The 25,875-nt window shown below is 38.7% G+C and carries 30 protein-coding genes and 1 riboswitch; of the genes, 20 read left to right on the forward strand and 10 right to left on the reverse strand.

The annotated features are described in order from the left end of the window. Positions 1–228: 228 nt before the first annotated feature. From gorA to BQ4443_RS06800, 9 genes are all read left to right on the forward strand, one after another. The gene (gorA, locus tag BQ4443_RS06765) at positions 229–1,575 is read left to right on the forward strand and encodes a glutathione-disulfide reductase (RefSeq protein ID WP_071058449.1); all 1,347 of its coding nucleotides are present in this window, start codon (positions 229–231) and stop codon (positions 1,573–1,575) included. Then, entirely contained in the window at positions 1,575–2,816 is a 1,242-nt protein-coding gene (locus BQ4443_RS06770) for a mechanosensitive ion channel family protein (protein WP_071058450.1), read from the forward strand. The genes gorA and BQ4443_RS06770 overlap by 1 nt, the downstream gene beginning before the upstream one ends. Before the next feature lie 14 nt (positions 2,817–2,830). After that, complete coding sequence (locus BQ4443_RS06775; protein WP_071058451.1) at positions 2,831–3,835, forward strand: asparaginase; 1,005 nt, start codon at positions 2,831–2,833, stop codon at positions 3,833–3,835. A gap of 164 nt (positions 3,836–3,999) precedes the next feature. Continuing rightward, positions 4,000–5,394 carry a GntP family permease gene (locus BQ4443_RS06780; RefSeq protein ID WP_071058452.1) on the forward strand — a complete coding sequence of 465 codons (1,395 nt, stop codon included), beginning with the start codon at positions 4,000–4,002 and terminating at the stop codon, positions 5,392–5,394. Positions 5,395–5,618: 224 nt separating this feature from the next. Beyond that, entirely contained in the window at positions 5,619–5,795 is a 177-nt protein-coding gene (locus tag BQ4443_RS12435) for a hypothetical protein (RefSeq protein WP_176752459.1), read from the forward strand. Between the two features lie 53 nt (positions 5,796–5,848). Then, a riboswitch (PreQ1 riboswitch) is annotated at positions 5,849–5,911 on the forward strand. 3 nt (positions 5,912–5,914) lie between these two features. Next, positions 5,915–6,568, forward strand: coding sequence for a 7-cyano-7-deazaguanine synthase QueC (gene queC, locus BQ4443_RS06785; protein ID WP_023952357.1), 654 nt, complete (start codon positions 5,915–5,917; stop codon positions 6,566–6,568). A 3-nt stretch (positions 6,569–6,571) separates the two neighbouring features. Further along, entirely contained in the window at positions 6,572–7,000 is a 429-nt protein-coding gene (queD, locus tag BQ4443_RS06790) for a 6-carboxytetrahydropterin synthase QueD (protein WP_023952355.1), read from the forward strand. Beyond that, the gene (locus BQ4443_RS06795; RefSeq protein ID WP_256330933.1) at positions 6,981–7,763 is read left to right on the forward strand and encodes a 7-carboxy-7-deazaguanine synthase QueE; all 783 of its coding nucleotides are present in this window, start codon (positions 6,981–6,983) and stop codon (positions 7,761–7,763) included. The genes queD and BQ4443_RS06795 overlap by 20 nt, the downstream gene beginning before the upstream one ends. A gap of 123 nt (positions 7,764–7,886) precedes the next feature. Next, positions 7,887–8,852 (forward strand): Bug family tripartite tricarboxylate transporter substrate binding protein, encoded by a 966-nt coding sequence (locus tag BQ4443_RS06800; RefSeq protein WP_023952351.1) that lies wholly within the window; start codon positions 7,887–7,889, stop codon positions 8,850–8,852. Positions 8,853–9,361: 509 nt separating this feature from the next. Here the strand turns inward: BQ4443_RS06800 and BQ4443_RS06810 are convergent. Further along, on the reverse strand, positions 9,362–9,718 hold the full coding sequence (locus BQ4443_RS06810) for a tlde1 domain-containing protein (RefSeq protein WP_052019456.1): 357 nt from the start codon (positions 9,716–9,718) through the stop codon (positions 9,362–9,364). Between the two features lie 263 nt (positions 9,719–9,981). After that, positions 9,982–10,170: a hypothetical protein gene (locus BQ4443_RS12650; protein WP_023953301.1), complete on the reverse strand. Its 189-nt coding sequence runs from the start codon at positions 10,168–10,170 to the stop codon at positions 9,982–9,984. 148 nt (positions 10,171–10,318) lie between these two features. Here BQ4443_RS12650 and BQ4443_RS06820 point away from each other — a divergent pair, with 148 nt between their 5' ends. The 5 genes from BQ4443_RS06820 to BQ4443_RS06840 all read left to right on the forward strand — a co-directional run bounded on the left by BQ4443_RS06820 (position 10,319) and on the right by BQ4443_RS06840 (position 14,826). Then, the gene (locus BQ4443_RS06820) at positions 10,319–11,326 is read left to right on the forward strand and encodes a sulfate ABC transporter substrate-binding protein (protein ID WP_023953305.1); all 1,008 of its coding nucleotides are present in this window, start codon (positions 10,319–10,321) and stop codon (positions 11,324–11,326) included. 18 nt (positions 11,327–11,344) lie between these two features. Further along, a complete protein-coding gene (gene cysT / locus BQ4443_RS06825) occupies positions 11,345–12,169 on the forward strand; it encodes a sulfate ABC transporter permease subunit CysT (RefSeq protein WP_031274903.1) in 825 nt (274 codons plus the stop codon). After that, positions 12,166–13,035 (forward strand): sulfate ABC transporter permease subunit CysW, encoded by an 870-nt coding sequence (cysW, locus tag BQ4443_RS06830; protein WP_071058453.1) that lies wholly within the window; start codon positions 12,166–12,168, stop codon positions 13,033–13,035. Before cysT ends, cysW begins: the two co-directional genes overlap by 4 nt. Further along, the gene (locus tag BQ4443_RS06835) at positions 13,032–14,075 is read left to right on the forward strand and encodes a sulfate/molybdate ABC transporter ATP-binding protein (RefSeq protein ID WP_023953309.1); all 1,044 of its coding nucleotides are present in this window, start codon (positions 13,032–13,034) and stop codon (positions 14,073–14,075) included. Before cysW ends, BQ4443_RS06835 begins: the two co-directional genes overlap by 4 nt. Before the next feature lie 145 nt (positions 14,076–14,220). Further along, positions 14,221–14,826 (forward strand): nitroreductase family protein, encoded by a 606-nt coding sequence (locus BQ4443_RS06840; protein WP_023953311.1) that lies wholly within the window; start codon positions 14,221–14,223, stop codon positions 14,824–14,826. Between the two features lie 77 nt (positions 14,827–14,903). Here BQ4443_RS06840 and BQ4443_RS06845 read toward each other — a convergent pair whose 3' ends face one another. Next, positions 14,904–16,082, reverse strand: a complete 1,179-nt coding sequence (locus tag BQ4443_RS06845; RefSeq protein WP_023953313.1) for a benzoate/H(+) symporter BenE family transporter — start codon at positions 16,080–16,082, stop codon at positions 14,904–14,906. A 24-nt stretch (positions 16,083–16,106) separates the two neighbouring features. Between BQ4443_RS06845 and BQ4443_RS06850 the strand changes: the two genes are divergently transcribed. Beyond that, positions 16,107–16,436, forward strand: coding sequence for a DMT family transporter (locus tag BQ4443_RS06850; RefSeq protein ID WP_023953315.1), 330 nt, complete (start codon positions 16,107–16,109; stop codon positions 16,434–16,436). 24 nt (positions 16,437–16,460) lie between these two features. Then, positions 16,461–16,898: a DUF2147 domain-containing protein gene (locus BQ4443_RS06855; protein ID WP_023953317.1), complete on the forward strand. Its 438-nt coding sequence runs from the start codon at positions 16,461–16,463 to the stop codon at positions 16,896–16,898. A gap of 133 nt (positions 16,899–17,031) precedes the next feature. On the opposite strand, the gene BQ4443_RS06860 is transcribed toward BQ4443_RS06855, so the two are convergent. Together BQ4443_RS06860 and BQ4443_RS06865 are read right to left on the reverse strand one after the other, a co-directional pair. Beyond that, positions 17,032–17,571: a DUF924 family protein gene (locus tag BQ4443_RS06860; protein ID WP_071058454.1), complete on the reverse strand. Its 540-nt coding sequence runs from the start codon at positions 17,569–17,571 to the stop codon at positions 17,032–17,034. A 12-nt stretch (positions 17,572–17,583) separates the two neighbouring features. Next, complete coding sequence (locus BQ4443_RS06865) at positions 17,584–18,768, reverse strand: cytochrome P450 (protein WP_031274904.1); 1,185 nt, start codon at positions 18,766–18,768, stop codon at positions 17,584–17,586. A gap of 87 nt (positions 18,769–18,855) precedes the next feature. On the opposite strand from BQ4443_RS06865, the gene BQ4443_RS06870 reads away from it, so the two are divergent. Then, on the forward strand, positions 18,856–19,242 hold the full coding sequence (locus BQ4443_RS06870) for a YchJ family protein (RefSeq protein WP_071058455.1): 387 nt from the start codon (positions 18,856–18,858) through the stop codon (positions 19,240–19,242). A gap of 30 nt (positions 19,243–19,272) precedes the next feature. Here the strand turns inward: BQ4443_RS06870 and arsC are convergent, their stop codons facing one another. Further along, positions 19,273–19,623, reverse strand: a complete 351-nt coding sequence (gene arsC / locus BQ4443_RS06875) for an arsenate reductase (glutaredoxin) (RefSeq protein WP_023950762.1) — start codon at positions 19,621–19,623, stop codon at positions 19,273–19,275. Positions 19,624–19,807: 184 nt separating this feature from the next. Here arsC and BQ4443_RS06880 point away from each other — a divergent pair, with 184 nt between their 5' ends. Next, the gene (locus BQ4443_RS06880; RefSeq protein ID WP_023950765.1) at positions 19,808–20,047 is read left to right on the forward strand and encodes a hypothetical protein; all 240 of its coding nucleotides are present in this window, start codon (positions 19,808–19,810) and stop codon (positions 20,045–20,047) included. 19 nt (positions 20,048–20,066) lie between these two features. Here the strand turns inward: BQ4443_RS06880 and rnhA are convergent, their stop codons facing one another. Further along, positions 20,067–20,516, reverse strand: coding sequence for a ribonuclease HI (gene rnhA / locus BQ4443_RS06885; RefSeq protein WP_023950767.1), 450 nt, complete (start codon positions 20,514–20,516; stop codon positions 20,067–20,069). Continuing rightward, positions 20,516–21,250, reverse strand: coding sequence for a class I SAM-dependent methyltransferase (locus tag BQ4443_RS06890; RefSeq protein ID WP_023950769.1), 735 nt, complete (start codon positions 21,248–21,250; stop codon positions 20,516–20,518). The genes rnhA and BQ4443_RS06890 overlap by 1 nt, the downstream gene beginning before the upstream one ends. A 12-nt stretch (positions 21,251–21,262) precedes the next feature. Between BQ4443_RS06890 and gloB the strand changes: the two genes are divergently transcribed. Further along, the gene (gloB, locus tag BQ4443_RS06895; protein WP_023950771.1) at positions 21,263–22,045 is read left to right on the forward strand and encodes a hydroxyacylglutathione hydrolase; all 783 of its coding nucleotides are present in this window, start codon (positions 21,263–21,265) and stop codon (positions 22,043–22,045) included. A 7-nt stretch (positions 22,046–22,052) separates the two neighbouring features. Further along, positions 22,053–23,873, forward strand: a complete 1,821-nt coding sequence (locus BQ4443_RS06900) for a lytic transglycosylase (RefSeq protein WP_023950773.1) — start codon at positions 22,053–22,055, stop codon at positions 23,871–23,873. 190 nt (positions 23,874–24,063) lie between these two features. On the opposite strand, the gene BQ4443_RS06905 is transcribed toward BQ4443_RS06900, so the two are convergent. Then, complete coding sequence (locus tag BQ4443_RS06905; RefSeq protein ID WP_023950775.1) at positions 24,064–25,026, reverse strand: isoaspartyl peptidase/L-asparaginase family protein; 963 nt, start codon at positions 25,024–25,026, stop codon at positions 24,064–24,066. Between the two features lie 24 nt (positions 25,027–25,050). Beyond that, positions 25,051–25,875: a M55 family metallopeptidase gene (locus BQ4443_RS06910; RefSeq protein ID WP_023950778.1), complete on the reverse strand. Its 825-nt coding sequence runs from the start codon at positions 25,873–25,875 to the stop codon at positions 25,051–25,053.

Here is a 25,875-nt window from a genome sequence, read left to right on the forward strand (position 1 = left end):
GATCAAAAAAGAGATTTGCCACTAATCAAAGCCAAATCAGAACAAATCTGATTTGGCTTTTTTATAAGCCGTAAAAATAGCATAAAATGGACATATTAAGAAAAGGCAATAGATTACATATGTGTTTGAGAAATAGTTGCTAGGGCTGTATTGATATTTATACGCCAACAGTGCTAAGTACTATATGCTATTGTTATCCAATAAGTAATATTTTTTGTGAGGTTAGCCATGGATTTTGATTTATTTGTGATTGGTGCTGGTAGTGGTGGTGTTCGTGCTGCACGTATGGCTGCTGCCAAAGGTGTCAAAGTGGCAGTAGTCGAAGATGCGCCATTAGGAGGAACTTGCGTAAATTTAGGGTGTATTCCTAAAAAATTATATAGTTATGCCTCTAGCTTTCCTGCTCATTTTAGTTCTTCAGAAGGTTATGGTTGGTCTCATGTGGAGTCAAGCCTTGATTGGGAATTATTGAAAAAAAATCGAGCGATTGAAATTAAACGCTTAAATGGTGTATATGCCAATTTACTGAAAAATTCTGGTGTTGTGCTAATTGAGGGAAGAGGTTCTTTAGTTGATAAAAATACCGTTAAAGTAGGTGATAAAACATATACAGCTAAAAACATTCTTATCGCTACTGGTGGCTGGCCATCAGTGCCAGATGTTTCTGGTAAAGAGTTAGTCATAACATCCAATGAGATTTTTGATTTGCCAGTATTCCCTAAACGCCTGCTTGTCGTTGGCGGTGGTTATATTGCAAGTGAATTTGCCTCTATTTTTAATGGTTTAGGCGCAAAGGTTATTCAGCTCTATCGTTCCGAAAAAATCTTACGTGGTTTTGATGAGGACTTGCGTGATTTCTTAAGTCAGGAAATGATTAAACATGGTGTGGATATTCGTGTAAATAGTGATGTAGCAAAAATTGAAAAAACAGCGAATGGTCTCTTAGTGACACTAAAAGATGGTCAGACAGAAGAGGTTGATCAGGTGCTTTATGCAACAGGGCGTGTACCAAATACGAAAGGGTTAAATTTGGATGCTGTTGGCGTAAAAACGAATAAAAAAGGTCAAATTGAGGTGGATAAAAATTACACTACCTCAGTTGAATCGATTTATGCCTTAGGTGATGTAGTCGGCCATTTAGAGTTGACTCCTGTTGCTTTAGGAGAAGCAATGACAGTAGTGGATTATTTGTTTGGCGATAAAAAGCGTCAGATGAGTTATGACAATATTCCTACCGCGATTTTTACCACACCTAATGCGGCAACAGTTGGTTTAACGGAAGAGCAAGCTCGTGAGCAGTACGGTGAAGTTTTAATTTTTAAATCAGAGTTTAAAGCACTTAAACATACTTTAACAGGTAAAACGGAGCGTACTCTGATGAAAATGATTGTGGATAAGGCTAGTGATAAAGTAGTTGGTATTCATATGGTAGGTGATGATGCTGGTGAAATCATTCAAGGTTTTGCTGTGGCATTAAAAGCAGGAGCTACAAAGGCTATTTTTGATAATACAATTGGCATTCATCCAACAGCTGCTGAAGAGTTTGTGACAATGAGAACGCCAGTGGAGGGTTAATGCAGAAACAGATACAAGAGTGGTTACTTTCGAAACAAGTTGATTTTTATCCAGAATACCTAGCCGAGGGACTAGCTTTGCTAGGGATTCTTATTAGTTGTGTAGTTATCTTTTATTTTGCGTATTTAGTTTTACGTCGCATTATGTATACAATATGTGCTAAGTCATCACTTTTATTCATGCGTGGCCTTAGTGAAACTAGATTATTTACATATATTAATTATCTGATTCTAGCTATTGCGCTACAGCAGCTAGCAGTATGGTGGTTGAGCCCTTCAACACTACAGAAAATCATTGTTGTCGCTGCTCAAGTATGGTTTTTGTTAAATCTTTTATTGATTGCATTTGCTTTATTAAACACCTTAACGCATTGGACTTTTGAGCGTAATTTTGCTGGTAATTTTCCTGTGCGAGGATTAGTACAGACGCTTAAATTATTATTATCAATCGGCATTGGTATCGGAATTGTGTCTCTGATGATTGGTCAATCACCATTAATCCTTTTATCTGGATTGGGTGCTATGACAGCAGTCCTGATGTTGGTGTTTAAGGATCCTATTTTGGGTTTGGTAGCAGGTATTCAATTATCCGCAAATAATATGTTGAGTATTGGGGACTGGCTTGAAATGGGAAAATACAATGCGGATGGTGCAGTGATTGATATTGGGTTGACGACAGTTAAGGTAAAAAACTGGGATAATACGATTACAACTATTCCGACTTACGCTCTTATTTCGGATTCGTTTAAAAATTGGCGATCAATGAGTGAATCAGGTGGTCGTCGTATCAAGCGATCAGTAATGATTGATACCAGCACTGTACATTTTATTTCTGAAGAGATGGTTCAGCGATTAACACGCAGCCCTTTGTTGTCAGAGTATATTATTGCTAAATCGCATGAGTTAGAAAGAGTGAATCAAGAAGCTGATATGAGCCTGGCCTTGAATGGTCGTCGTTTAACTAATTTGGGTACATTTCGAGCTTATCTGGAAAGATATTTAAAAAATCATCCTAAGATTCATCAAGGAATGACGGTGATGGTTCGCCAATTAGCACCAACAGATAAAGGAATTCCTATCGAAATTTATTGCTTTAGCAATGATGTTGCTTGGGTAAATTATGAGGCTATTCAAGCTGATATTTTTGACCATATTTTTGCCGTGGTGAGTGAGTTTGGGCTCCGAATTTATCAATCACCGACTGGTTATGATATGCGTAAAGGGTTAAGCTCTAGAGTCTAGTAAGGAAAAAGTATATGTTTAAGAGAACGTCTGTAGTAGCGATTGGAACATTAGGTGGTACCATCACCATGACATCAAACCAGGGGGCGGCAGGGGTTAGTTCAACTTTAGGGGCAGAAGATCTCGCTCAGTCCATTCCGGGTTTGGCTGATTTAAATATTAAGCTAACACTTAAAACATTAGCTAATTTGGCTAGTGGTTCGATTCGCTTTGAAACGCTTTTTAATGCACTACGTTGGGCAAAACAACAGGTAGAAGATGGGGCAGATGGAGTGGTACTTGTTCAGGGGACAGATACTTTAGAAGAGTCTGCCTTTTTGATGCATTTATACTGGCCATACCCCCAACCATTAGTGCTGACAGGGGCGATGCGTTCACCGTCAGAAGCAGGCGCAGATGGTCCTGCAAATTTGCTTGCAGCTATTCAAACGGCGGCTAGTCCGGCTATGCAAAATTATGGTGCGTTGGTGGTGATGGGTGATGAAGTTCACCAAGCACGTTATGTAAAGAAACTTCATACCACTTCAGTGGGGGCTTTTGCGTCACCTATTATAGGTCCAGTAGCTTATCTGCAAGAGAATCAATTAATAGTGTATCGATTACCTAGTCCTAATCGATTTGTATTTGATATACCTGATCAATTTACAGCACAAACATTATTGATTGAGACCACTTTGGATGAGTCTGTCGCACTTTATCAAGCTATCCCTGATTTAGGCTATCAGGGCTTGGTCATAGCCGGTTATGGTGGCGGTCATGTGTCTGAAAAAGTTCGTGACGTATTGACGCCAATAGTGGCGAAAATGCCAGTGATTATGGCGTCTAGAACAGGGGCTGGTAGTACTACTAAGGCAGTTTATGGCTATAAAGGTGGGGAAATAGATTTACAAGCTATGGGCATCATGATGGCTGGTGGTTTATGTCCTCGTAAAACAAGATTATTATTAAATGCCTTATTATGGTCAGGAGCTACACGACTAGAAATTCAGCAGCGAGTAAAACAGTTTGGAGAAGGCTAATACTAGGGTTACTACTAACTCTTGTGTTCAAAACATATAAATCTCATCAAAGCCCCCTATAATGGCAAGCTTAGCTCTAGACGTATTATTTTTTGTTACATCTGTCCTGCTAGGAGCTTGGTAACAATCAAAAAGGAAAAAGGGTGTAATTTAGGAGTAGGAAAATGTTACTTAGTACAGTAGCTATTATCATTTCGTTAGTTTTATTGATGTATCTTGCCTATAGAGGAGTTTCAGTATTAATTTTGGCACCTGTAATGGCAGCATTGGCAGTGCTATTATCAGGTGACTTTGCTTTTATGGCGCCGATCTATACTGAAACCTTTATGGGTGGATTAGGTAATTATTTATTAAAATTTTTCCCAGTGTTTTTATTGGGCGCTCTTTTTGGTCAGTTAATTGCTGATTCTGGCGCTGCCTCTAGTATTGCACATTGGTTCACTAGAATTCTAGGTCCTAAACATGCCATTCTTACTGTCGTACTTGCTTGTGCAGCACTAACATACGGTGGTGTTTCTTTATTTGTTGTCGCGTTTGCCATTTATCCTATTGCAAAAGTGATGTTCTACAAAGCAGGTATTCCTAAACGTATTATTCCAGGGGCAATTGCGCTAGGAGCATTTACCTTTACGATGACCTCTTTGCCCGGAACGCCAGCCATTCAAAATGCTATTCCTATCCCTTTTTATCATACTAACGTTTTTGCAGCACCTGGTTTAGGTATTATTGGCTCGTTAGTGATGTTTGTATTTGGTTGGATGTGGTTAGAAAGCCGTGCTAGAAAAGCCAAACAAGCAGGGGAAGGCTATGGTGATCATAACGACGGTGTTGAGCATGAAAATATTAGTGAGCACAATGCTATGTCTGTAGCCTTAGCCTTTTCGTCACTTGTCTTGGTTATTGCTTTAAATGCATTGTTTACCTATATTATTTTTCCTGGTATGGATTTTTCAGCGGTTACAGGAAAATTTGCAAATTTAGTACCATCTAAAAATACAGGGATGTGGGCTATTATTATTGCATTAATTATTTCATGCTTATGGTTAATTGTTATCGCTTGGAATCGTTGGGAAGATTTAAAAAATACCATCAACAAAGGTTCTATGGGATCAATGTTACCGGCATTTAATACGGCGTCTGAAGTGGGTTATGGTGCTGTGATTGCAAGCTTAGCAGGTTTTGCAATTATTAAAAATTTCGTGTTAGGTGTTGCACCAGGTAATCCATTAATTTCTGAAGCCGTGGCAATGTCAGCCTTGGCAGGTATTACGGGTTCTTCATCAGGTGGCTTAAGTATTGCATTACAAACATTAGGGGCAGACTATTTACGCTTAGCTACAGAAAATAATATTAGCCCAGAACTTTTACATAGAGTTGCCGTCATTGCAGCAGGAGGTTTTGATACCTTACCGCATTGTGGAGCAATCATTACGTTATTATCTATTTGTGGTTTAAATCATCGTCAGTCTTATTTAAATATCGCTGCAGTAACGATTGTAGGTCCAGTGCTAGCAGTTGCTACAGTGATTATTTTAGGGACAATGTTTGGTTCATTCTAAGCCACATATAAAGTAGAGCAAAAGGGGGGTACAGTGCTCCCTTTTGCCAGTTGATAATATTGTACTTTCGGCGTGCAGATTTTCAAATCTACTCTGGATAGCTGAGTGACTAAAGCAGAAAAGCTGCACGTCAAAATAAAAAAGTTGGAGAATATAAAAAGGGAGCAGAAGTACTCCCTTTTTTTAGGATATATACATAGAATATGTTTTAAAAGGAGATACGAATGGAAATTTATTATCTCATTGGTGCAATAGCAGTTGTTGTACTAATAGTTGCCCATTGGGCTTTGTGGAAATATTGGGTAAAACCAATGTTTAATAAACATATTGAGAATGAACGATTACGCGATCAAGCACAAAATCAAAAAATTAAGTCAATCAATGAAGAACATAATACTTAATTAAATAAGTTGAATGCATTCTTTTGATTTTGCCATCAAATGCTATAATACAAAGTGCCGTGGTTCGAAATCCTCCCACGCAGTACCGTTAAGTACTAAAACAAAACTAAGGAAAACAAATGACTATTCAAGAAAAAGCCTTGGTCATCTTTTCAGGTGGTCAGGACTCTACGACCTGTTTATTACAGGCGATTGCCACGTATGGGCAACAAAACGTACAAGTAATTACTTTTGCTTATGGGCAAAGACATGCTATTGAGTTAGAAAAAGCCAAATGGATTGCCCAAGATTTAGGTGTGAGGCAAACCGTATTGGATTTGTCTCTAATGAAACAAATTACGCATAATGCATTGATGGATGAGCAAGCGGATATTGAGCAAACTGATCAAGGCATGCCAAATACGTTTGTTGATGGTAGAAATGCACTATTTCTACTGTATGCGGCTATTTATGCAAAATCTCAAGAGATAAAACATATTATCGTCGGGGTGTGTGAAACTGATTTTAGTGGCTATCCTGATTGTCGAGATGTGTTTATCAAATCCATGAATGTTAGCCTTAATTTGGCGATGGATTATCCATTTCAAATTCATACACCTTTAATGTATTTAACTAAAGCACAGACATGGGCATTAGCCGACCAATTAGGTGGTTTGCAGTATGTGCGAGAGCATACGCATACCTGTTATATGGGCGTTGAAGGTGGATGTGGGGAGTGTCCTAGTTGCTTATTGCGCAATAAGGGTTTGGCAGAATATTTAGAGAGTAAATAGTAAATGAAAGTCGTAAAAATTTTTACCTTTGATAGCTCACATCTCTTAGACGGTCATGATGGGAAGTGCAAAAACTTACATGGTCACACATATAAATTAGAAGTGGAAGTCAGTGGTGAGTTGATTGAAAGTGGTCCAAAAGAAGGTATGGTATTAGATTTTGGGGATTTAAAAAAGATAGTACAGCGAGAAATCATTGATAAAATGGATCACGCATTTTTATACAATCGCTTAAATGAACGAGAGCGTTCTATTGCTCAAATGCTTGAAGGATGGAGTATGAAGACATATCCTTTAGAGCAAAGAACTACCGCCGAAGTCATGAGTAAGCATATTTTCCATGTACTCAAGGCACATCAATTACCAGTTACCAGAGTCCGTTTATGGGAAACACCTACTTCCTATAGTGAGTATGAACCAAATGTCGGCTGAACATATATTGCAACCTGCTCAACAACTTGCAGAGCCTTTTTCCATTGATGAACAACACCCTCAGTACCGTATTGTAGAAATCTTTGAAAGTTTACAGGGTGAGGGATTTAATACGGGTATGCCCGCAATTTTTATTCGACTAGGCAAATGTAGTCTTGCTTGTTCGTGGTGTGATACTGATTATTTGAAGTTTGAATTAAAATCTCTAAATGATATTTTTGCCATGATAGATGGCTATACAGCAAAAAATATTATTATCACGGGTGGTGAGCCTACTATTCATCCCTATATTGAGCAGTTGTTAGATGCTTTAAAGTTAAAAGGTTATCATTTGTGTATTGAGAGTAATGCCTTACATGCAATACCGTTACAGATAGAATACGTGGCTGTGAGCCCTAAATACTGTTATTCAGAAAAGTACGCTAAGGAATGTATTTCTCACGCAGATGAAGTGCGTATTGTGATGGATCCTGATAAGTTGGGTTCACCAGAAAAGGGAGTATTACCACTTGAAAAAGAGCAAAGGGTACACACCTTTATTGAGTGGTGTGAAGAGATTGCCAATAAGATAAGCGCACAACACTATTATCTATCTCCTTTAGAGGTAGATGGGCAGATGAACATCTTGGATACTATCACGGCTATAGGCTTATTAAATGAAAGAGCGAAGGGTAGACAAAAAGATACGAAAAATTTGGCTAATAATTTCATCCCTCATTGGCAACTAAGTCTACAGACACATAAATTTGCTCATATTCAGTAGGCTTGTCATTCGAAAACAACACAAGACGTTAGTGTGGCTATGATTGGTAGCTCTACCAATAGTCGAAAGATAGGTAATATGCTATGTTGATAACATTGTTTTATCAGTAAAAGGATATATAGGATGTTTAAAAAGTATTTACTGGGCTCTGTCACCTGTATGATGAGTATGATTAGTGGCGTCAGCTCAGCTAATGAACCATTCCCTAGTCAAGCGATTAAGTGGATTGTGCCAAGCTCGCCAGGATCGGCATTTGATAACGTAGCACGTGTGTTAGAACCTGCATTAACTAAAAAGTTTGGTCAGTCTGTGGTTGTGCATAATTTAGCGGGTGCATCAAATATGACGGGAACCAAAGAGGTCGCTCGTGCCAAGCCAGATGGCTACACGGTTGGTATGATTTCGTCTACTCATGCGATTAATCCTTATCTACACGACAATATTCCATTTGATGCTGTTAAGGATTTTACGCCAATCACCAATCTTGTGATTACGCCCTTAATTGTGACGGTGCCTGCTAACTCACCTTATAAAACATTACAGGATTTGATTAAAGACGCTAAAGCGAATCCTGATAAAATCACTTATGGGTCTGCTGGTGTAGGTAACTCTTTACATCTTGCCACTGTATTATTGGAAAATAAGACAGGTATTAAAATGACTCATGCCCCTTATAAAGGGGGCAATCTGATAGTGACTGACTTAATTGCAGGACATTTGGATATGGCAACGATGGCGATTCCAAGCATTTTGGAGCAAGTAAAAGCAGGGACATTGCGTGCATTAGCCACAACGACAAATAAGCGTTCAGACGCATTACCTGATGTACCTACCATTGAAGAAACAGGCGTGAAAGGCTATAACTACTCAACGTGGTTAGCATTAGTGGGTCCTAAGGATTTGCCTACAGATATTCGCGATAAATGGAATGCGACTATCAAAGAAGTGATGGCTGATCCAGAGATTCAAGCAAAAATTAAAGGTTTGGGATTAAGTATTGAAACTTCAACGCCAGATGAATTAGCGGCTCGTATTCAGCAAGATCTTCAAGAAAATAAAACATTGCTAGAGCCCATTTTGAAAAAATAGCGCTTGCCAATTGATTTGTTAGTGTAGGTTCAATAAAGTGGTTTTGATGATATGATCATGAAAGCCCTAAGGTTAGTGTTAAGTGGGTTACATCAAAACCAAAAACTCAATCAATATAATGGTTAACCCCCATTCTACGTTTCAAGACGAAAAATGGGGGTATTGTTGACATATATAGGTATGAGTGCAGCGTCCTCCATTGCTATCAGTCTATAAATTTAAGTCATTCGGTCTATTTCCAGTATCGACGGATAAGAAAGCGAATGAGCTTAAACAAATAATACAACGCAAACAAAATGATTAAAGAGACAATCGCATGAACGGAAATAAAGATTGTATTAAAAACAAAATAATAGGCTTCCGCTGTATCTGGATTGCCCATAGAGACTAAAAACTCATTTAGCTCAGCCCCTTGTTCGTTTGTCAAGTAGATGAGTGGACAATTGTAAACAATAGAGAAATAGATGATATGGAAGCCCACAAAAAATATCAAAAATTTTAATAAATATCTAGTGACTTTCTTCATCGCATTTTCTCAAGCTAGTACGACTAAAAACAGTAACTGTCCCATAAGCTGGAATATTGGCATTGGGGATAGTAATTTTCTTTTCAATGGCGAGTAACGCATTCCTAAAAAGCATAAATTGAGTTAAGTGCCTAAATGTAATGCATCCCCAAGAAGTACCACCCGATGCTGATGGATGTAAACGGAAATTGCCACGTTTAACCCTATTGTAGATGGTGTAATCATCTATTTGCTCATCAATTCGATAAAGAGCAAACCATATTTCATGATTATTTCCTGAATATATGTCCTGCACAAAAGTTAAGGTTTTTGATTTAATGCCACCCTTAGGTCTATCCACAATCCAATAAGTTCCGGGTGGAATAGTTGCTCTTGGAATATGGGCGCATTCTATTCTATTCTATTCCTAAATTGCTTATCACCAGAAAAAACCTCAAACTCCCCAATTCCCGGACACTTCAACGTTGAAAACTTATTACGTTGGCTTAAATCAAGCGTACAATTTAACATGCTAAGTTCCAATTAATTATATAGGTGGAAAATTAATATTAATGGAATATTGTGACTATTCTATTAAATTTTAGATGAATTTTTACGGTTTACTTAGTGGCTATCTGTTACGGTAGGTGCTAGTGCTTCCACTTCGTGGCTATGTTGGATAAAGCCTAGATTATCACGTAACCATTGAATAGCCCCTGCCATAAAAACACTACCTTCTACAGCAAATTGGGCATCTTGCTCTACCCACGCAGGCTGAGGGGTATGGATAGCAAAGGCTAATAGATATGACACAAGATAATGTAAACTTTATTACTAAAAATCTAGATAAAAACCTTTTACTTATAAAAAAATGGAATATAGATAGAAAAAAACATTCGTTCGGAAAAACCAAAATTCTTTGTATAGTAACGTATCACGAACATTTTGGGAATCATCACAAATGAAACTTATCACAAAATTATCTGTAGCGATTCTAAGTATCGCTGTATCAACATCATTTGCTACTGCACAAGACAATAAAGAGTTTTTAAATGTCTCCTATGATGTGATGCGTGATTTTTATAAAGAATACAATCCTTTATTCTTAAAACATTATGAACAAACACATCAAGGTGCAACACTAAAAATCCAACAATCGCATGGTGGCTCTAGCAAACAAGCACTTAGTGTTGCTAATGGTTTACAGGCGGATGTGGTTACGATGAATCAGAGTTCTGACGTAGAACTCTTGGAGAGTAAAGGTCTTATTCAAGCAGGTTGGGATAAAGAGTTTCCTGATCATGCCGTGCCATTTACAAGCACAACAGTATTTTTGGTACGTAAAGGTAATCCAAAGCATATTAAAGATTGGGAAGACTTAACAAAAGAGGGTATCCAAGTTGTTATTGCTAATCCTAAAACAACAGGAAATGGGCGTTATACCTTTTTGGCTGCGTATGGTGCAGCACTCAAAGCCAATAATAATGACCATGAAAAAGCCAAAGCTTTAGTCAAAGGCTTATTTAAGAATGTCCCTGTCCTAGATAATGGTGGGCGTGCAGCAACAACAACGTTTGTGAAACGTCAAATTGGTGATGCTTTAATTACGTTTGAAAACGAAGCAAATATGGCCGCACGTGAATTTGGTAAAGATGAGTTTGAATTGGTTTATCCAAAATACTCGATTAAAGCTGAAAATCCGGTGGCGATTGTTGATACTGTTGTCGCTAAAAAAGGATCAGCTGAAGTTGCCAAAGACTATTTAGCGTATCTTTGGAGTGAGCCAGCACAAGAGTTAGCTGCCACATTATATTTACGTCCAAGTAATCCTACTATCCTTGCGAAGTATAAAGATCGTTTCCCTCATATAGACACGTTTAGAGCAAATGATGTGTTTGGCACTTGGCCAGAGATCATGAAAACTTATTTTGCAGATGGTGGTGTATTTGACCAAATTCAAAAACCTTAAGTATAAAAAGATAAAACAGTGTTTTTAAGATCTAAAACAATTTTGCCAGGGTTCGGTTTGAGCTTTGGCATTAGCCTTTTAAGCTTATCTCTATTGGTATTTCTCCCATTTGCCATGTTGGTTTATAGTACCGTTGGCATTGGGTGGGATAAGTTTTGGCAGACCATCTTACAAGAACAAGTTATTTCAGCCATTAGTTTAACCTTAAAAATGTCGCTGTTTGCTGTTCTGACCAATTGCATTTTTGGCACAATGATTGCATGGGTAATTGTACGCTACCATTTTCCTTTCAAGAGTTTAATCAATGCGATTGTAGACTTACCGTTTGCATTGCCCACAGCAGTGACTGGTATTGCATTAGCTACCTTGTATTCACCAAACGGTTGGATAGGACAATGGTTTAATTTTAAAATAGCGTTTACGCCAATAGGCATATGGATTGCTTTAGTGGTAGTGAGCTTGCCTTTTATTGTCCGTACTGTCCAACCTGTGTTAGAGGATTTGTCTGTGGAGTTGGAAGAGGCGGGTGCTACATTAGGTGCTAATTCATGGACAATTTTTTATCGAATCATTTTGCCTGAGTTATTACCTGCCTTAATTATGGGGGCAGGTATGGCATTTGCTCGTGCGACGGGAGAGTATGGTTCGGTAATTTTTATTGCTGGTAATATACCAAACGTCTCAGAAATTCTTCCAGTTATTATTACGGCTAAGTTAGAAATGTTTGATACTCAAGGGGCTTCCGCCGTAGCCTTATTTATGTTACTCATTTCATTTGTTATTTTATTTGTTTTTAATGTGGCGCAATGGTTTTTTAGCCGACGATTAGGAGCAAAAGTATGAGTAGTCATAAGAGCAGTATCAGTAATCAAGAACCCATCTGGATCAGATATATCTTGATTAGTGTAGTGTTGGTATTTTTAACACTTATGTTGATTGTGCCACTTATTTCCATTTTTGCTGAGGCTTTTCGTTCAGGTTGGGCTTTATATATTACTGCGTTGACTGAGCCAGATGCTTTAGCTGCCATTAAATTAACCTTATTGACCGCCGCTATAGTTGTCCCTCTTAATGCGGTAATTGGTATCGCTATGGCATGGTTAATTACACGCTATGACTTTAGAGGCAAGCAATTATTTACCACCTTATTAGATTTGCCATTTGCTGTTTCACCAGTTGTGGCTGGTTTGATGTTTGTATTGTTATTTGGTGCAAATAGTGTGATGGGAGGTTGGTTAGAAGCACATGGTATGCAGGTAATTTTTGCGGTGCCTGGAATTGTGTTGGCAACCTTGTTTGTGACCTTTCCATTTGTAGCAAGAGAAATTATTCCATTGATGCAAAGTCAAGGTGATCAGGAAGAACAAGCCGCACTCATTCTAGGTGCTTCGGCGTGGCAACTATTTTGGCGAATTACCTTACCAAACATTAAATGGGCATTGTTATATGGATTAATTTTGACTAATGCAAGAGCAATGGGTGAGTTTGGTGCGGTTAGCATTGTTTCTGGTCATATTCGTGGCTTAACTAATACCGTCCCATTGCAAGTAGAAATACTTTATAACGAATATAACTTTGTGGGGGCATTTGCTGCTGCTAGTTTATTAGCCTTTTTAGCTTTATTGACATTAATTTTGCAGCATCTATTGAACTATCTCCAAGAGCGAAAAAATAGGTTAAGTTTACATCGAGTAGAAGAAATCGAATGAGCATACACGTTAATCATATAGAAAAATACTTTGGCAATTTTCATGCCTTAAAGAATATTAGCCTTACGGTGCAGACAGGCTCGTTAGTGTCTTTATTAGGACCGTCAGGATGCGGTAAAACCACTCTTCTACGCATCATTGCTGGCTTAGAGTTTGCTGATTCAGGACAAGTAGTTCTTAACGGTAAAGATGTCACCGATAAAAAAGTACAAGATAGAAAAATCGGTTTTATGTTCCAAAGCTATGCCTTGTTTAGGCATATGTCAGTCTTTGATAATGTGGCGTTTGGATTAACCGTATTACCCAAAGCTATTCGACCTTCCAAAGACGAAATTCATCAACGTGTGATGGATTTATTACGCCTTATCCAGTTGCCCCATTTGGCTAAAGCTTTTCCTCATCAGTTATCTGGAGGACAACGCCAACGTGTTGCCTTGGCACGTTCCTTAGCTGTAAAGCCTAGTATTTTATTGTTAGATGAGCCTTTTGGTGCACTTGATGCTAAGGTGAGGAAAGAGCTTAGACTATGGCTAAGGGATATTCATCATGAACTAAATATTACCAGTTTATTGGTGACGCATGATCAAGAAGAAGCCTTAGAAATATCGGATCAAATAGTGGTGATGAATCATGGGCAGATTGAGCAGTTAGGCGATGCCGCTGAGCTTTACCATCAACCCAAAACGCCTTTTGTGACAGAGTTTATTGGTGAAGTGAGTAAGTTTACTGGTATTGTTGAACAAGGGATATGGCGTTATGGGAAGTTTGAGTATCCACTATCTATAACTCAGAATACGAGTGTAATAGGGTATGTGCGGCCACATGAATGGAGGGTAAACAAAGAAAACTCAGGCGGTTCCATGCTAGAAGTGGAGATTAAGCATATCCATCATGTAGGTGCGTTAATTCGATTAACGGTATTGGATTTACTGACTCCGCACTTTCATGAAGTCATCGTGTCTCCAGATGAAGAGGGGCATTATGTGTTGGGACAAAAACTATTTTTAATCCCTAAAAACATACAATTTTTCACTGATTAATTCTATATGAAATAGAATTCTTAATAGGGAATGTTTCTTATTGGTTAATGGTTTGTTGAATATTTCCTTGTTGATTGTTCAAAGAGAATAGATATAATGTTGATTAATGAATAGATAGACTTTTGTCAGAATAAAGGATTTAAAAATGAGTCAAAATTTTAATGAGCTACAAAAAAAACGCCGTTCAATCTACGTGATTGGTAAAAATGTCGCCGTAAATAAGCAAGAAATTGTGGAATTAGTTAAAAATGTTGTGCGTGAATCACCTTCCTCATTTAACTCACAATCTTCACGAGTAGTTGTCTTATTTGGTGATGACCATGAAAAATTATGGAATATTGCTTTAGATGAACTTCGTAAGATTGTACCTGCCGATGCTTTTGCTGCTACAGAGCAGAAAGTGAATGGGTCATTTAAAGCGGGTTTTGGTACTGTGTTGTTCTTTGAAGATCAGGACGTAGTCAAGGGCTTACAAGAGAAGTTCCCTACATATGCAGATAATTTCCCTGTTTGGTCTGAGCAAGCTAGTGGTATGGCTCAATATGCCGTATGGTTAGCCTTAGCTGAAAAAGAGATTGGTGCAACAGTTCAACACTATAATCCTTTGATTGACCAAGCGGTCGCTAGTACGTGGGGAATTCCTGCCTCTTGGAAACTTAGAAGCCAAATGCCTTTTGGTAGCATTGAAGCGCCAGCACAAGCCAAAACATATATGGATGATGATGCACGCTTTAAAGTGTTCTTAGGCTAAGAATAACGATTAACAAAATAGAACATTGTTCATAAGCAAAAAGGATGGTTATATACCATCCTTTTTTATCTCTAAGACTAGGCCACTTTTTGGCGCTCGATGTAATAACAGAGATGATAAGTAAAGAGACCAAAAATAAGTCCCCAGAAAGCACTGCCAATACCTAATAATGTCATACCAGAGGCACTTGTTAATAAGGTAATAAGCGACGCTTCACGAGTCGGTTCATCTTTCCAAGACTCTATGAGATTACTGAGTAATGTACCAAATATAGCAATTCCTGCTAATGCCATTAATAATTCATTCGGTAAGGCATTAAATAGTGATACTATGACACCCCCCATCATGCCAGCAAGTAGATAGAGAAAGGCTAGACATAGATTGGCTTTATACCGTTGCTTTGGATCAGGGTCAACATCTGCCCCCATAGTGATAGCTGAGCTAATAGCAGCTAAATTAATTTTGAATGCACCAAAGGGGGCTAGCAATAAAGTGGCAATAGCAGAGCTAGTAATGACTTTTTGTTCTGGTACATCGGTGTAGCCATGCATTCGTAAAATGGTAATAGCAGGCATATTTTGAGTGACCAATGAGGTAATAAATAGGGGAATGCCAACACTAATCATGGCTTGAATATCAAACGAGGGAGATAACCATACTAGCTGAGGGTTACTCCATTTGATCTCTTCGATATGAAATAAACCTTCGAAATAAGCCGTGATAAAACCTACAATTAGCATAAATAATAGACTATAACGTTTAAAGCGAATCTTACTGAGTAAATAGGTTAAAAGCATCAATCCAACAAGTAGGGTTTGACTTTGCATCGCGACGAATGTTTTAGAGCCAAAATTAATTAGAATGCCAGCTAACATTGCACAGGCTAAGGTTTTAGGAATAAGGTTTACGAGGCGATTAAATAAGCCGGTGAAAGATACTATAAGCATAATAATGCCTGCAAATAAGAAGGCACCAATAGCATCGCTGAGAGGAATATGTTGCATACCTATCATTAAGGCAGCACCAGGGGTGCACCAAGCCATCATAATAGGGGCTTTATATCGTAGTGATAAGTAAAATGTTAAAATACCACACCCTATCCCTAAAGATGTAAACCATGAGTTAATTTGTTCTGGTGTGCTTCCAAAGGTTAACGCGGCTTGATAGATAATGACGGCTGCAGAGCCATAGGAGACTAGCATGGCGGCGATGGCGGCGGATAAATGGCTTGCAGAAAAGAAACGGGTTCTCATCATATTATGTTGTTAAAAGAGTGTTAAATGCATTGGATATTTCTTATTATTGCTATTCTAGCTGAAATCATTGCCACTTCTGCGCTACAGGCCTCAAATGGCTTTAGTAAATTACTTCCTAGCATGACTAGTGTAGTTGGTTATATCATTACTTTTTATATGTTATCACTAGCTATTAAACAAATTCCATTAGGGATTGCTTATGCTATTTGGTCTGGTGTTGGGATAGTGGTATTGGCTTTAATAGGTTATTTTTTTTATAAGCAGACATTAGATTTACCAGCCATAGTCGGTTTAGGGATGATTGTGGTGGGTGTGATTATTATTAATGTTTTTTCTAACACAATTTCACATTAATAGTATTCATTCTTAGGAGACAATATGAACAAATTACTAGGCGTTATTTTTTTAACACTCATGTCGTCAATCAGTTTTGCGCAAGTAGGAGACTCACCAATAGGTACATGGCAAACTGTGGATGAGGAAGGACAGAAAAAAGCATTAGTACAAATTAGTCAAGATCCTAATGGTAATTTGCGAGGCCGTATTCTTAAACTTCAGCAAAAACCGGGCGCTTTATGTGTGAAATGTGAGGGTGATAAAAAAGATAAGCCGATTGAGGGAATGTCCATTATGTGGGGGCTTAAAAAGGCTCAAGAAAATAATAAATGGGAGGATGGGGCGATTCTTGATCCTAGTAATGGCAAAACATATAACTTAAAAGCTGAATTAATTGAGAATGGGCAGAAGTTTAAATTAAGAGGCTTTTTGGGTATTTCTCTACTTGGACGCACGCAAGTTTGGACTCGTGTACAGTAAAGTTTTATAAGTTTACTGAATAAGATAGCCGTCAAAATAATCTGCACCTTAGTAGGTTAGAAATGTAGTCTAACTCTTGGGGCGCAGATTATCAATCGCTATGTTTTTTAATCCGTAAGCGAGGAGTTTGTCGTTAGAATTGATTATTAGGTGTTTGCAAAAATTGCAATTCTTCCTCTGTGGATTCTCTTCCTAAAATACGATTGCGATGAGGAAAACGTCCAAATTTCTCAATAATATCTTTATGCATTTCAGCGAATTTGAAGGCTTCTTCCGTACCATAATTTTTGAATAAAATTAGCGATTGGTGCTGTGTGAGTAAATCCTCTGAATGCATAAAAGGCATTAATAAAAAGTCAGCCTCTTGGCGTGAAAGCGAGAAAAAATCTGGTGCATATAATGCTTCATGAGATAGGGCTAATGCTTTTGCATCATGTGCATAAGCCTCTGCACTATCTCTAAACATATTGCGAGAGAATTGATCCAAAACAATGATTTCTGCTAAACGACCAAAAATATCTTTACGCCAATCAAGCAATTTATCTTGAGTAGCGGCAACCCAAGTTTCATGGAAACGGGCGCGAATATCATTATCAAAAGACTCGTTAAGGGTGAACCATTGGTCTGCACCTGTTTCTTTAAACCAGAAGTCTAGAATAGCTTGAGCTTGCATGAAATTTCCTTATTAGGAACGAATAATAAGCTGTACTTTAGCATATCCTGCAACAGGATAGATAGCATTCTCTATTTCATGTGGTGCTAGTAGTTGAATGTGTTGTGTATGAGTCAAAAACTCTTCTAATAAAAGCCGTAGCTCTAGTCTTGCAAGTGGTGCTCCAGGGCAATTATGTATGCCTGCACCATAAACAAGATTGTTAGTTTGATCACGGTGAGGATTATAAGTGAGAGCATTTTCAAACGCGCTTTCATCCCGATTTGCGCTGACCCAATTAATGGTAAGCCTAGCATTTTCCGGAATATCTTTTCCTCCCAAATGAACGGGACATTTTGTGCGTCGACGATTACTCACAAGAGGATCTTCTAGACGCATAATTTCCTCAATAGCTGCTGGTATTTCGTCGAAGTGCTGACGTAGTCGATGTTGCTCGTCCTGATGTTCAGCAATAAATTTAAGTAATATACCTGCTGATGCAGAAATAGTAGATAGTTCACCTACCGTCCAGTTGCGAAGTAGAGAAATCAACTCCTCTTCTGTCATGACGCGATGAATATGTTGTTCAGGTAAGTCAACAAGATCATGCATTAATTCTGTCGTAATATCTTGTGTTGGTGATATGCCCGCTTGACGGCGTTCATTGAGTAGTTGGTGAATATAGTGATCAAATTCGATGGCAATTTTGGTGATTTCTTCTCTATCTTGCTTAAGTGTTGCTCGTCGATTTTTTTCTATCCATTCGAGCAGAGGGGTTTCAAGAGAAGACGGCCATCCCATGAAAGCATTTTGGATTCGAATGGCATAGTATTTCGCAAATGATCCCATGATTTCAATAGGTTCATCGCGGGGCAGAGTTTGAATAAGGTCACGAATCACTTTTCTACACATAGGCTCAAAGTGCGCCATTCTGGCTGGTGTAAAGTATTTATCATTAATACGTCTAAATGCCATGTGTAGAGGACCATCCATTCCATTTGGAACGGCAATATGACGAGTCGAAACATGGTTGGAGTAGATATCTGGATTGTTTAATATTCCCATTACATCAGCATGCTTAAAGATACTATAACCAAGCTGTTCATCGTAAGCGACGGGACAGGTATGGCGCATCTTATCATAGGCTAGTAATTGATTGTTTTGTACTTCAGCCGCTCTAGGATTCCAGTCTTGTGTCATATTGTCTCTCTTGTTCATTGTTGATTATTAGGGTAAACCCTAAAATTGTAGTGGTTTTGTAGCAGTTCAGCAATAATATCATTACAGCGTATATGGGTGAGAAGAATGAAGAAATGCTATTGTCAATCAGGTAAATTATATGAAGAATGTTGCCAACCTTATCATTTACAGATAGCGTACCCCAAAAAACCAGAACTATTGATGAGATCTCGCTATAGTGCCTATGTTCTAGGGTTAGTTGATTATATTGTCAAGACAACCGTGCCGGCACAACAAGCATTATTAGATCGTGTAGCGATTGAACAATGGAGTCATCAGGTAGCGTGGAAAGGGCTTGATGTATTACAAGTAAAAAATATACCCGGTTCACATCAAGCGAAAGTAGAATTCAATGCCTACTATACAGAGAATGGGGTAGATAAAGTCCATCATGAATACTCTGTATTTTTAAAAATTAGTGGGCAGTGGTATTTTAAAGACCCTAGTGTCTAAATCCTTAAAAAGGCATAGCGATAATGTCTTTTATAGAATTTCATTGACGACTTCAATGGGGCGACATAGACGCACACCTTTCGGAGTTATGACAATGGGGCGGTTTACTAGTACAGGATGAGCAACCATCGCATCAATTAATTGTTCTTCAGTTGCACCCTCTTTGTCGAGATTGAGCTCGGTAAAAAGAGCCTCTTTTTGACGAATTAATTCCTTAGCCGTTAAACCTGAGCGTTTTAAAATATCTTGAATTTGTACTTTTGTTAAAGGGTGCTTTAAGTATTCAACAATAGTCGGCGTAATCCCTTTTTCTTCTATCAATGCTAGCGTGTTGCGTGAGGTACTACAACGTGGATTGTGGTAGATAGTAACGTTGCTCATATTTATGTCCTTTGAATAAAATCGTTTTAGCTCATTCTTAATCAGATTAAGGGGTATTTTAACATTAGATGGTAAGTAGTTAAGAGAAGCTTCCTTGTTCAATCTAGGTCTAGTTCATAGCGATATCTCCATAAAAAGGCTACAATGAAATCTCTAGACCGAGATAGTTAAGTTGGAGTGACGAATGAAAAAAACGCTAGTGTTAATAGCAAGTATGGGATTATTTTTAAGTGCTTGTTCTAGTGGTCCCGTAGATGACAATAAAACAGCAGAATGCTCACAAATAATGGGTCGAGTGATTCAAGCACCTGCAGTACAGCAACGGAATCCAGGGGATAATTTTCTTGCTCAGTATCAACGTGATAAATCAGCAGAAGCGGCAAGAGAGCATGCTAAGAAAGCAGGTTGTTTAGAGAAAAAATAAACGTAAAACAAGAAGTCGTTCAAGTAGATGATGTAAGCTGTGCAACACCTAGATTGGCTAACTCATCTGCTTTTTCGTTGCCTGGGTTTCCAGCATGACCTTTTACCCAAATCCAATCAATCTCATGCAATTGGCATAGTGCGTTTAACTGTAGCCATAGGTCTTGATTCTTGACAGGTTTTTTGTCAGCTGTTTTCCATCCACGAGCAATCCAGTTAGGCATCCATTGAGTGATGCCGTTTTTAACATATTGCGAATCAATGTGCAGCCGTACTTTACTATGTGGTTTTTTTAAGGACTGCAAAGCTTCAATAACAGCTTGCATTTCCATACGATTATTTGTGGTGTTTTCTTCACCGCCATAAAGCTCTTTACGATGCTGTTTATATTGTAAAACAGCGCCCCATCCGCCTTTTCCCGGATTGCCTTTGCACGCACCATCTGTCCAAATATCAATATAATCGTTCATTAAGTATTTATCTCTTTGGTTGTTACAATAGCACCATGTCTTGTTTTTTTAGGTTGAGAAAGCGCTGGACCAACAAGGTGCATCCCTAATGTTTTTTTCTGTGCCACGATAATATAAAAGGCACCGTCTTTTGCCATCCAAGGGTTCATTTTAACAAACTGCCAATAATTAATTTTCTTTCTGTTAGAAGAGTGACGAGTCGGTTGTGCTGTTGGAAGAATATTAAATGAATAGTATCTGCACCAATCACGCACACGCCGATGAGAAAGCTGTCGTTTATAAGGAATGGGATTGGAGAAAGCTGAGCGATAGAGCTTTCTAAGGTTCCATATATGATTTGGATTGAAGCCAATGATAATTAACTGGCCGTTAGGGACTAGAACTTGATAAATTTCTTCAATAATTTTTTTTGGGTGTTTGCTGACCTCTAAGGTATGGGGGAGAAGCACAAGGTCAACAGAGTTGCTAGCAAACTCTAAAGAAAGTGTTTCATTTCCCGATGTTTTAATTGATGACAAAGAGTTATTGTTACTCTCAAAACTTGGTAAAATAATCTTTTGTCTCATTCGATTTTTTTCTAAATAATTGATATCAGGCATACCAATTTGAATGGCAACATAGCCAAAGAAATTGCTAATAATATCATCAATTTTTTGACGTTCTGATAGTAAAATATTTTGACCTAATTCTGAGCCAAACCATGTATCTAATTGTTTTATAAGTAGTTTATCCACTAGATAATCACCATGAGTACATTACACATAAATGCAATTGCTGCTTTCACTGATAATTATATATGGATAATTCACAATGGGCGTTATGCGTGCGTCGTAGATCCTGGAGAAAAAAGTCCAGTCAGTGATTATTTACATCAAAACAAGTTAGAATTGAGATATATTTTAGTTACACATCATCATGCCGACCATACTGGGGGTGTTCTTGATTTAGCTCATGAATTTGGTGCCAAAGTGTTTGGACCTATGGGGCAAATTGAGGGGATCGATACGTATGTCGGAGAGAATGATGTGGTAAATATGCCAGAACTTAACTGGTCTCTCAATGTTTTAGAGGTTCCAGGTCATACGATGGATCATATTGCCTACGTGGGACAAGTTAAGGCAGGAGAATATGCGTTGTTCTGTGGGGATACTTTGTTTTCTTGTGGCTCAGGACGTTTATTTGAGGGCGATTCTAAAAACATGCTCCAAAGTCTTGATAAATTTAAGAAAATAGGCGAAAATGTTCTAGTTTATTGTGCTCATGAGTATACATTATCGAATATTAAATGGGCGTTGACCGTTGAGCCAGATAATCCAACTCTACGGAGCTGGCAGCAACAGGCCATGCAGTTACGTGAGCAAGGTATACCCACTATACCAACGTTATTCGAGCAAGAATTAAAGATGAACCCTTTTTTAAGGGTTGATCAGAAAGGTGTTTGGCATGCTGCAGAGCGACATGTTGGACATAGGTTAACAACACCATCTGACGTATTTACCGTATTACGCGAATGGAAAAACACTTTTTAGGCGATAAATGAAAAAAGTTTTAGGCTATGCTGTGGTTGCAATATCTGTTGTATTGACAGGATGTGCTTCGTCTGGAAAATATGGTTCATATTCATCTGCTGAACTGAGTAAGCAGCAGAAAAATGTCTGGGAAAGAGTGAGAAAAGGTTTTGGAATGCCTGATTTGGATCAGGATCCCAAAGTCGATTATTGGACAAATTACTATGCTTCTCGCCCTAAATCATTAGAGGTGATGGCTAGTCGCTCTAGTCGTTATATTTATTACATTGCGAAAGAGTTAGAGAAGCGTCACTTGCCTTCTGAGCTCGCTTTGTTGCCGTTTGTAGAAAGTGCTTACAATGCCGATGCTTTATCACGCTCAAAAGCAGCAGGGTTATGGCAATTTATCCCTAGCACAGGCACACATTACAATTTAGAGCAAGATTGGTGGAAAGATCAGCGTCGAGATACGATCCATTCTACACGTGCCGCCTTGGATTATCTGTCATATTTGTATCAGTTCCAAGGGAATGACTGGCACTTGGCTTTAGCTTCTTATAACCGAGGTGAGGGCGCTATTCGCCGCTTACGAGAGCGTAACGCTGCTGCTGGTTTAGGCACTGATTTTTTGTCTCTTAGGTTACCTGCCGAAACACGTAATTATGTTCCCAAGCTATTGGCGATTAAACGTATTGTGGCTAATCCGAGCAAATATGGTGTGAAATTACCAAATATTCCAGATCAACCCTATTTTGTTGAAGTATCAAAAGATAAGGATATGGATGTATCAACGGTTACTCGTTTGGCGGGTATTTCAGATGAAGAATTCCGTTTATTAAATCCAGCAAATAAGCAAAAAGTACTATTGGCACAGCATGGTAGCAAGATTTTATTGCCACAAAAGAATGCGGAGCAATTCAAAAAGAACTTAAGCTCTTATAAAGGGGAGTTATCTGCTTGGCGAGGATATACGCCAACACCAGGAGAATCTCTAGCATCAATTGCGCAACGATATGGTATTTCAGTAGAGTCTCTAAAAGCTATGAATGGCTACGGACGTTATCAAAATGTTGCTGTTTCTTCTAGAACATTAATTGTGCCTAGAAGTCCCGGGCTATCGACAGATTCTTCTGCGGCTGGTATTGATACGAGAGATATTACCAATCCAATAGCATCTAATAGCACGTTGTTAGCAAGTACACAACCTCGCTCAGTATCGACAGGGACAGTATCAAATATTCCTGCTCAAACGACACCAGCGGTACGTTTAGCAGGCACAAGTCCTCAAGTACGGTTGGCATCAGCAACGACAACATCAGCACCTGCAGTGGCGCAGAATACACCTAGCCCAGCTACTGCTAATGATGATATATTAAAGCAAGTGATGGCATCTTCTGCTAATACTGAATCTGGAACAACTGGTTTGGTAGCTGACAATTCTGGTAATGCAGGTTTAGAAACCGTGAGAGCGTCTGAAGACTTAATTGGTGGTTTAGTTGCGGCTAACCCAGCACCAACAACTGTGGCTGTACAGACTGTTCCAACTGCTACACCAGCCCCTCGCTCTACTTCTGGGACTAATGTTGCTGCATTAGCAAGACCTCAAACAGCAACATATAGTACAGATAATTCTTCGGTAGGTGCTAGAACGGTTAGTGCACCGATGTATACGCAAAGAACTTCAAATGGCCCGACTATTCATACTGTGATGGCGGGAGATACCTTATACTCTTTAGCGAAACGTTATGGCACAACTGTGGATAATATTCGTGCCTTAAACAATCTTGGTGGTAGAGAAATTAGAACTGGCGAGAGATTGCATATGCCAGGTTCGGGTGTTCAAAGTTAATTTTGTTTAACCATCTCGTTATGTTGGTTAAGACTGAATAGAACATAAATAAAAGGCTAGCTTTATTTTTAAAGCTAGCCTGAGTTTTTTGATAGTTAGACAATTAGGTAAAAAATCCAGCTCTTTATTTCGTTACTTTGGGATCTAACAACAAAAAGTAGTAGAAACCAAAGAGAACAAGGGGGGATAATTAGTCCTTATAGATATTCACAACAGGTACTTCACCTGCATAAGCATAACCACGATACATTCCTTCTGAATTAAAGGGGAGATATACATTACCCTCTTTATCCACAGCAATAATGCCACCGGAGCCATTAAGTGCAGGAAGCTTTTCAAAAACGACTTTATCACAAGCTTGTTGCAATGAAAGCCCTGCATATTCCATGAGTGCCGAGACATCATAAGCAACGACGGCACGGATAAACATTTCACCATGACCCGTACTAGAAATAGCACATGTTTTATTATTAGCATAGCAACCAGCACCAATAATAGGTGAATCACCGACGCGCCCAACTGTTTTGTTAGTCATGCCACCAGTTGATGTTGCCGCCGCTAAATTTCCATGCATATCGATAGCTACAGCCCCCACAGTTCCCATCTTTTTGCTTTCATCTAATGGTCGCTGAGCTAATGCTTGAGCATCGTGATCTAATAAGACAGAATCACTTTGTTGAGCGAGAACACGATTTAACTGTTCGCGCCTGAAGTCAGTACTAAAATAATCGGCATCTACCATTTCAATCTGATTAAGTTTAGCAAAGGCTTCAGCTCCTTCTCCAATAAAGAATACGTGCTTACTTTTCTCCATCACGGCACGTGCAGCCTTAATTGGATTTTTGATATGTTTAACACCAGCAATTGAGCCACATTTTAAGGTTGAACCATCCATAATGGAGGCATCTAATTCATGGGTTGCTTGGCTAGTAAAAACAGCACCTTTTCCCGCATTAAAAAGAGGATTGTCTTCTAACATTTGCACGGCTAACGTGACAGCATCTAGTGCTGTACCACCTTTGTTCAGTATATCTGCACCTGCTACGGTAATTTCAGTTAGTGCGTCTTTATAGCGTTTTTCTTCTTCGGGTGTAATGACGGCTTTAGAAATGGCGCCTGCACCACCATGGATAGCAATAACAGCTTTTGTCATAATCAAGTTCTACCTAGGGAAATCTTAGCGTAAAGAGGCTGACATAGATGAAAATACATTGAGAGTTCTAACGATGTATTCAATAGAGGGCTGCTCAAACGTAATAGTGACGCCATCTACTCGATTGGTATTAGGTAGCATGCAGAATAAATCAGCTAGACCTGGGGTCGTAGTTTGTAGTGTACATACATAAGGTTTTTTGAGTGAAAATAAAGAAGACTTATTTTGCTGTAAACGACTAACCGCTTCTTTCATGCCTTTGCGAATATCTTCACAAGAAGCTTCAATGGTTTTACTCGCCGCACATGTATGACCCATCGCCCATTTAGTTTCTACCCAAATAGCCTCAGGAAAATGAGCTTTATTTTCTTCAGCTAGGTATTGGTCACCACTACCAAAAATTAATGGAATTCCTTTTTCTGCTGCTAATAAACCATATAGACCGGGCTCACCTAAGGATTGTCCGTTGATACTTATTTTGGCAAAAGCAAAGCTATTAATTGTATGCGCGAGTACCCCCCGACCTTGAGCTTGAGAGTGATGACCGACAAGCGCTACGCCGTCAACATTAAACTCTATCCCTGACATCATGCTATATAGTCTAGGTTTGCCTGTAATCAAAATAGCACGTGGATCTAATTCGGAAACAATAATATTTCTAAATCCAGCATGTGAGTCATTGACAAAGACCTTTTCAGCACCAGCCTCAAAAGCGCCCAAAATAGCCGCATTTGCTTCTTTTGTCATCCATAGACGAGCTCTTTCATATTCAGGATTACCCGCACGAACTTGTTGGGGATCAACTACACCTGCTACGCCTTCAATATCGGTTGAAATTAGGATTTTCAT

The organism is Pelistega sp. MC2, from assembly GCF_900099475.1.
Lineage (GTDB): Bacteria > Pseudomonadota > Gammaproteobacteria > Burkholderiales > Burkholderiaceae_B > Taylorella > Taylorella indica.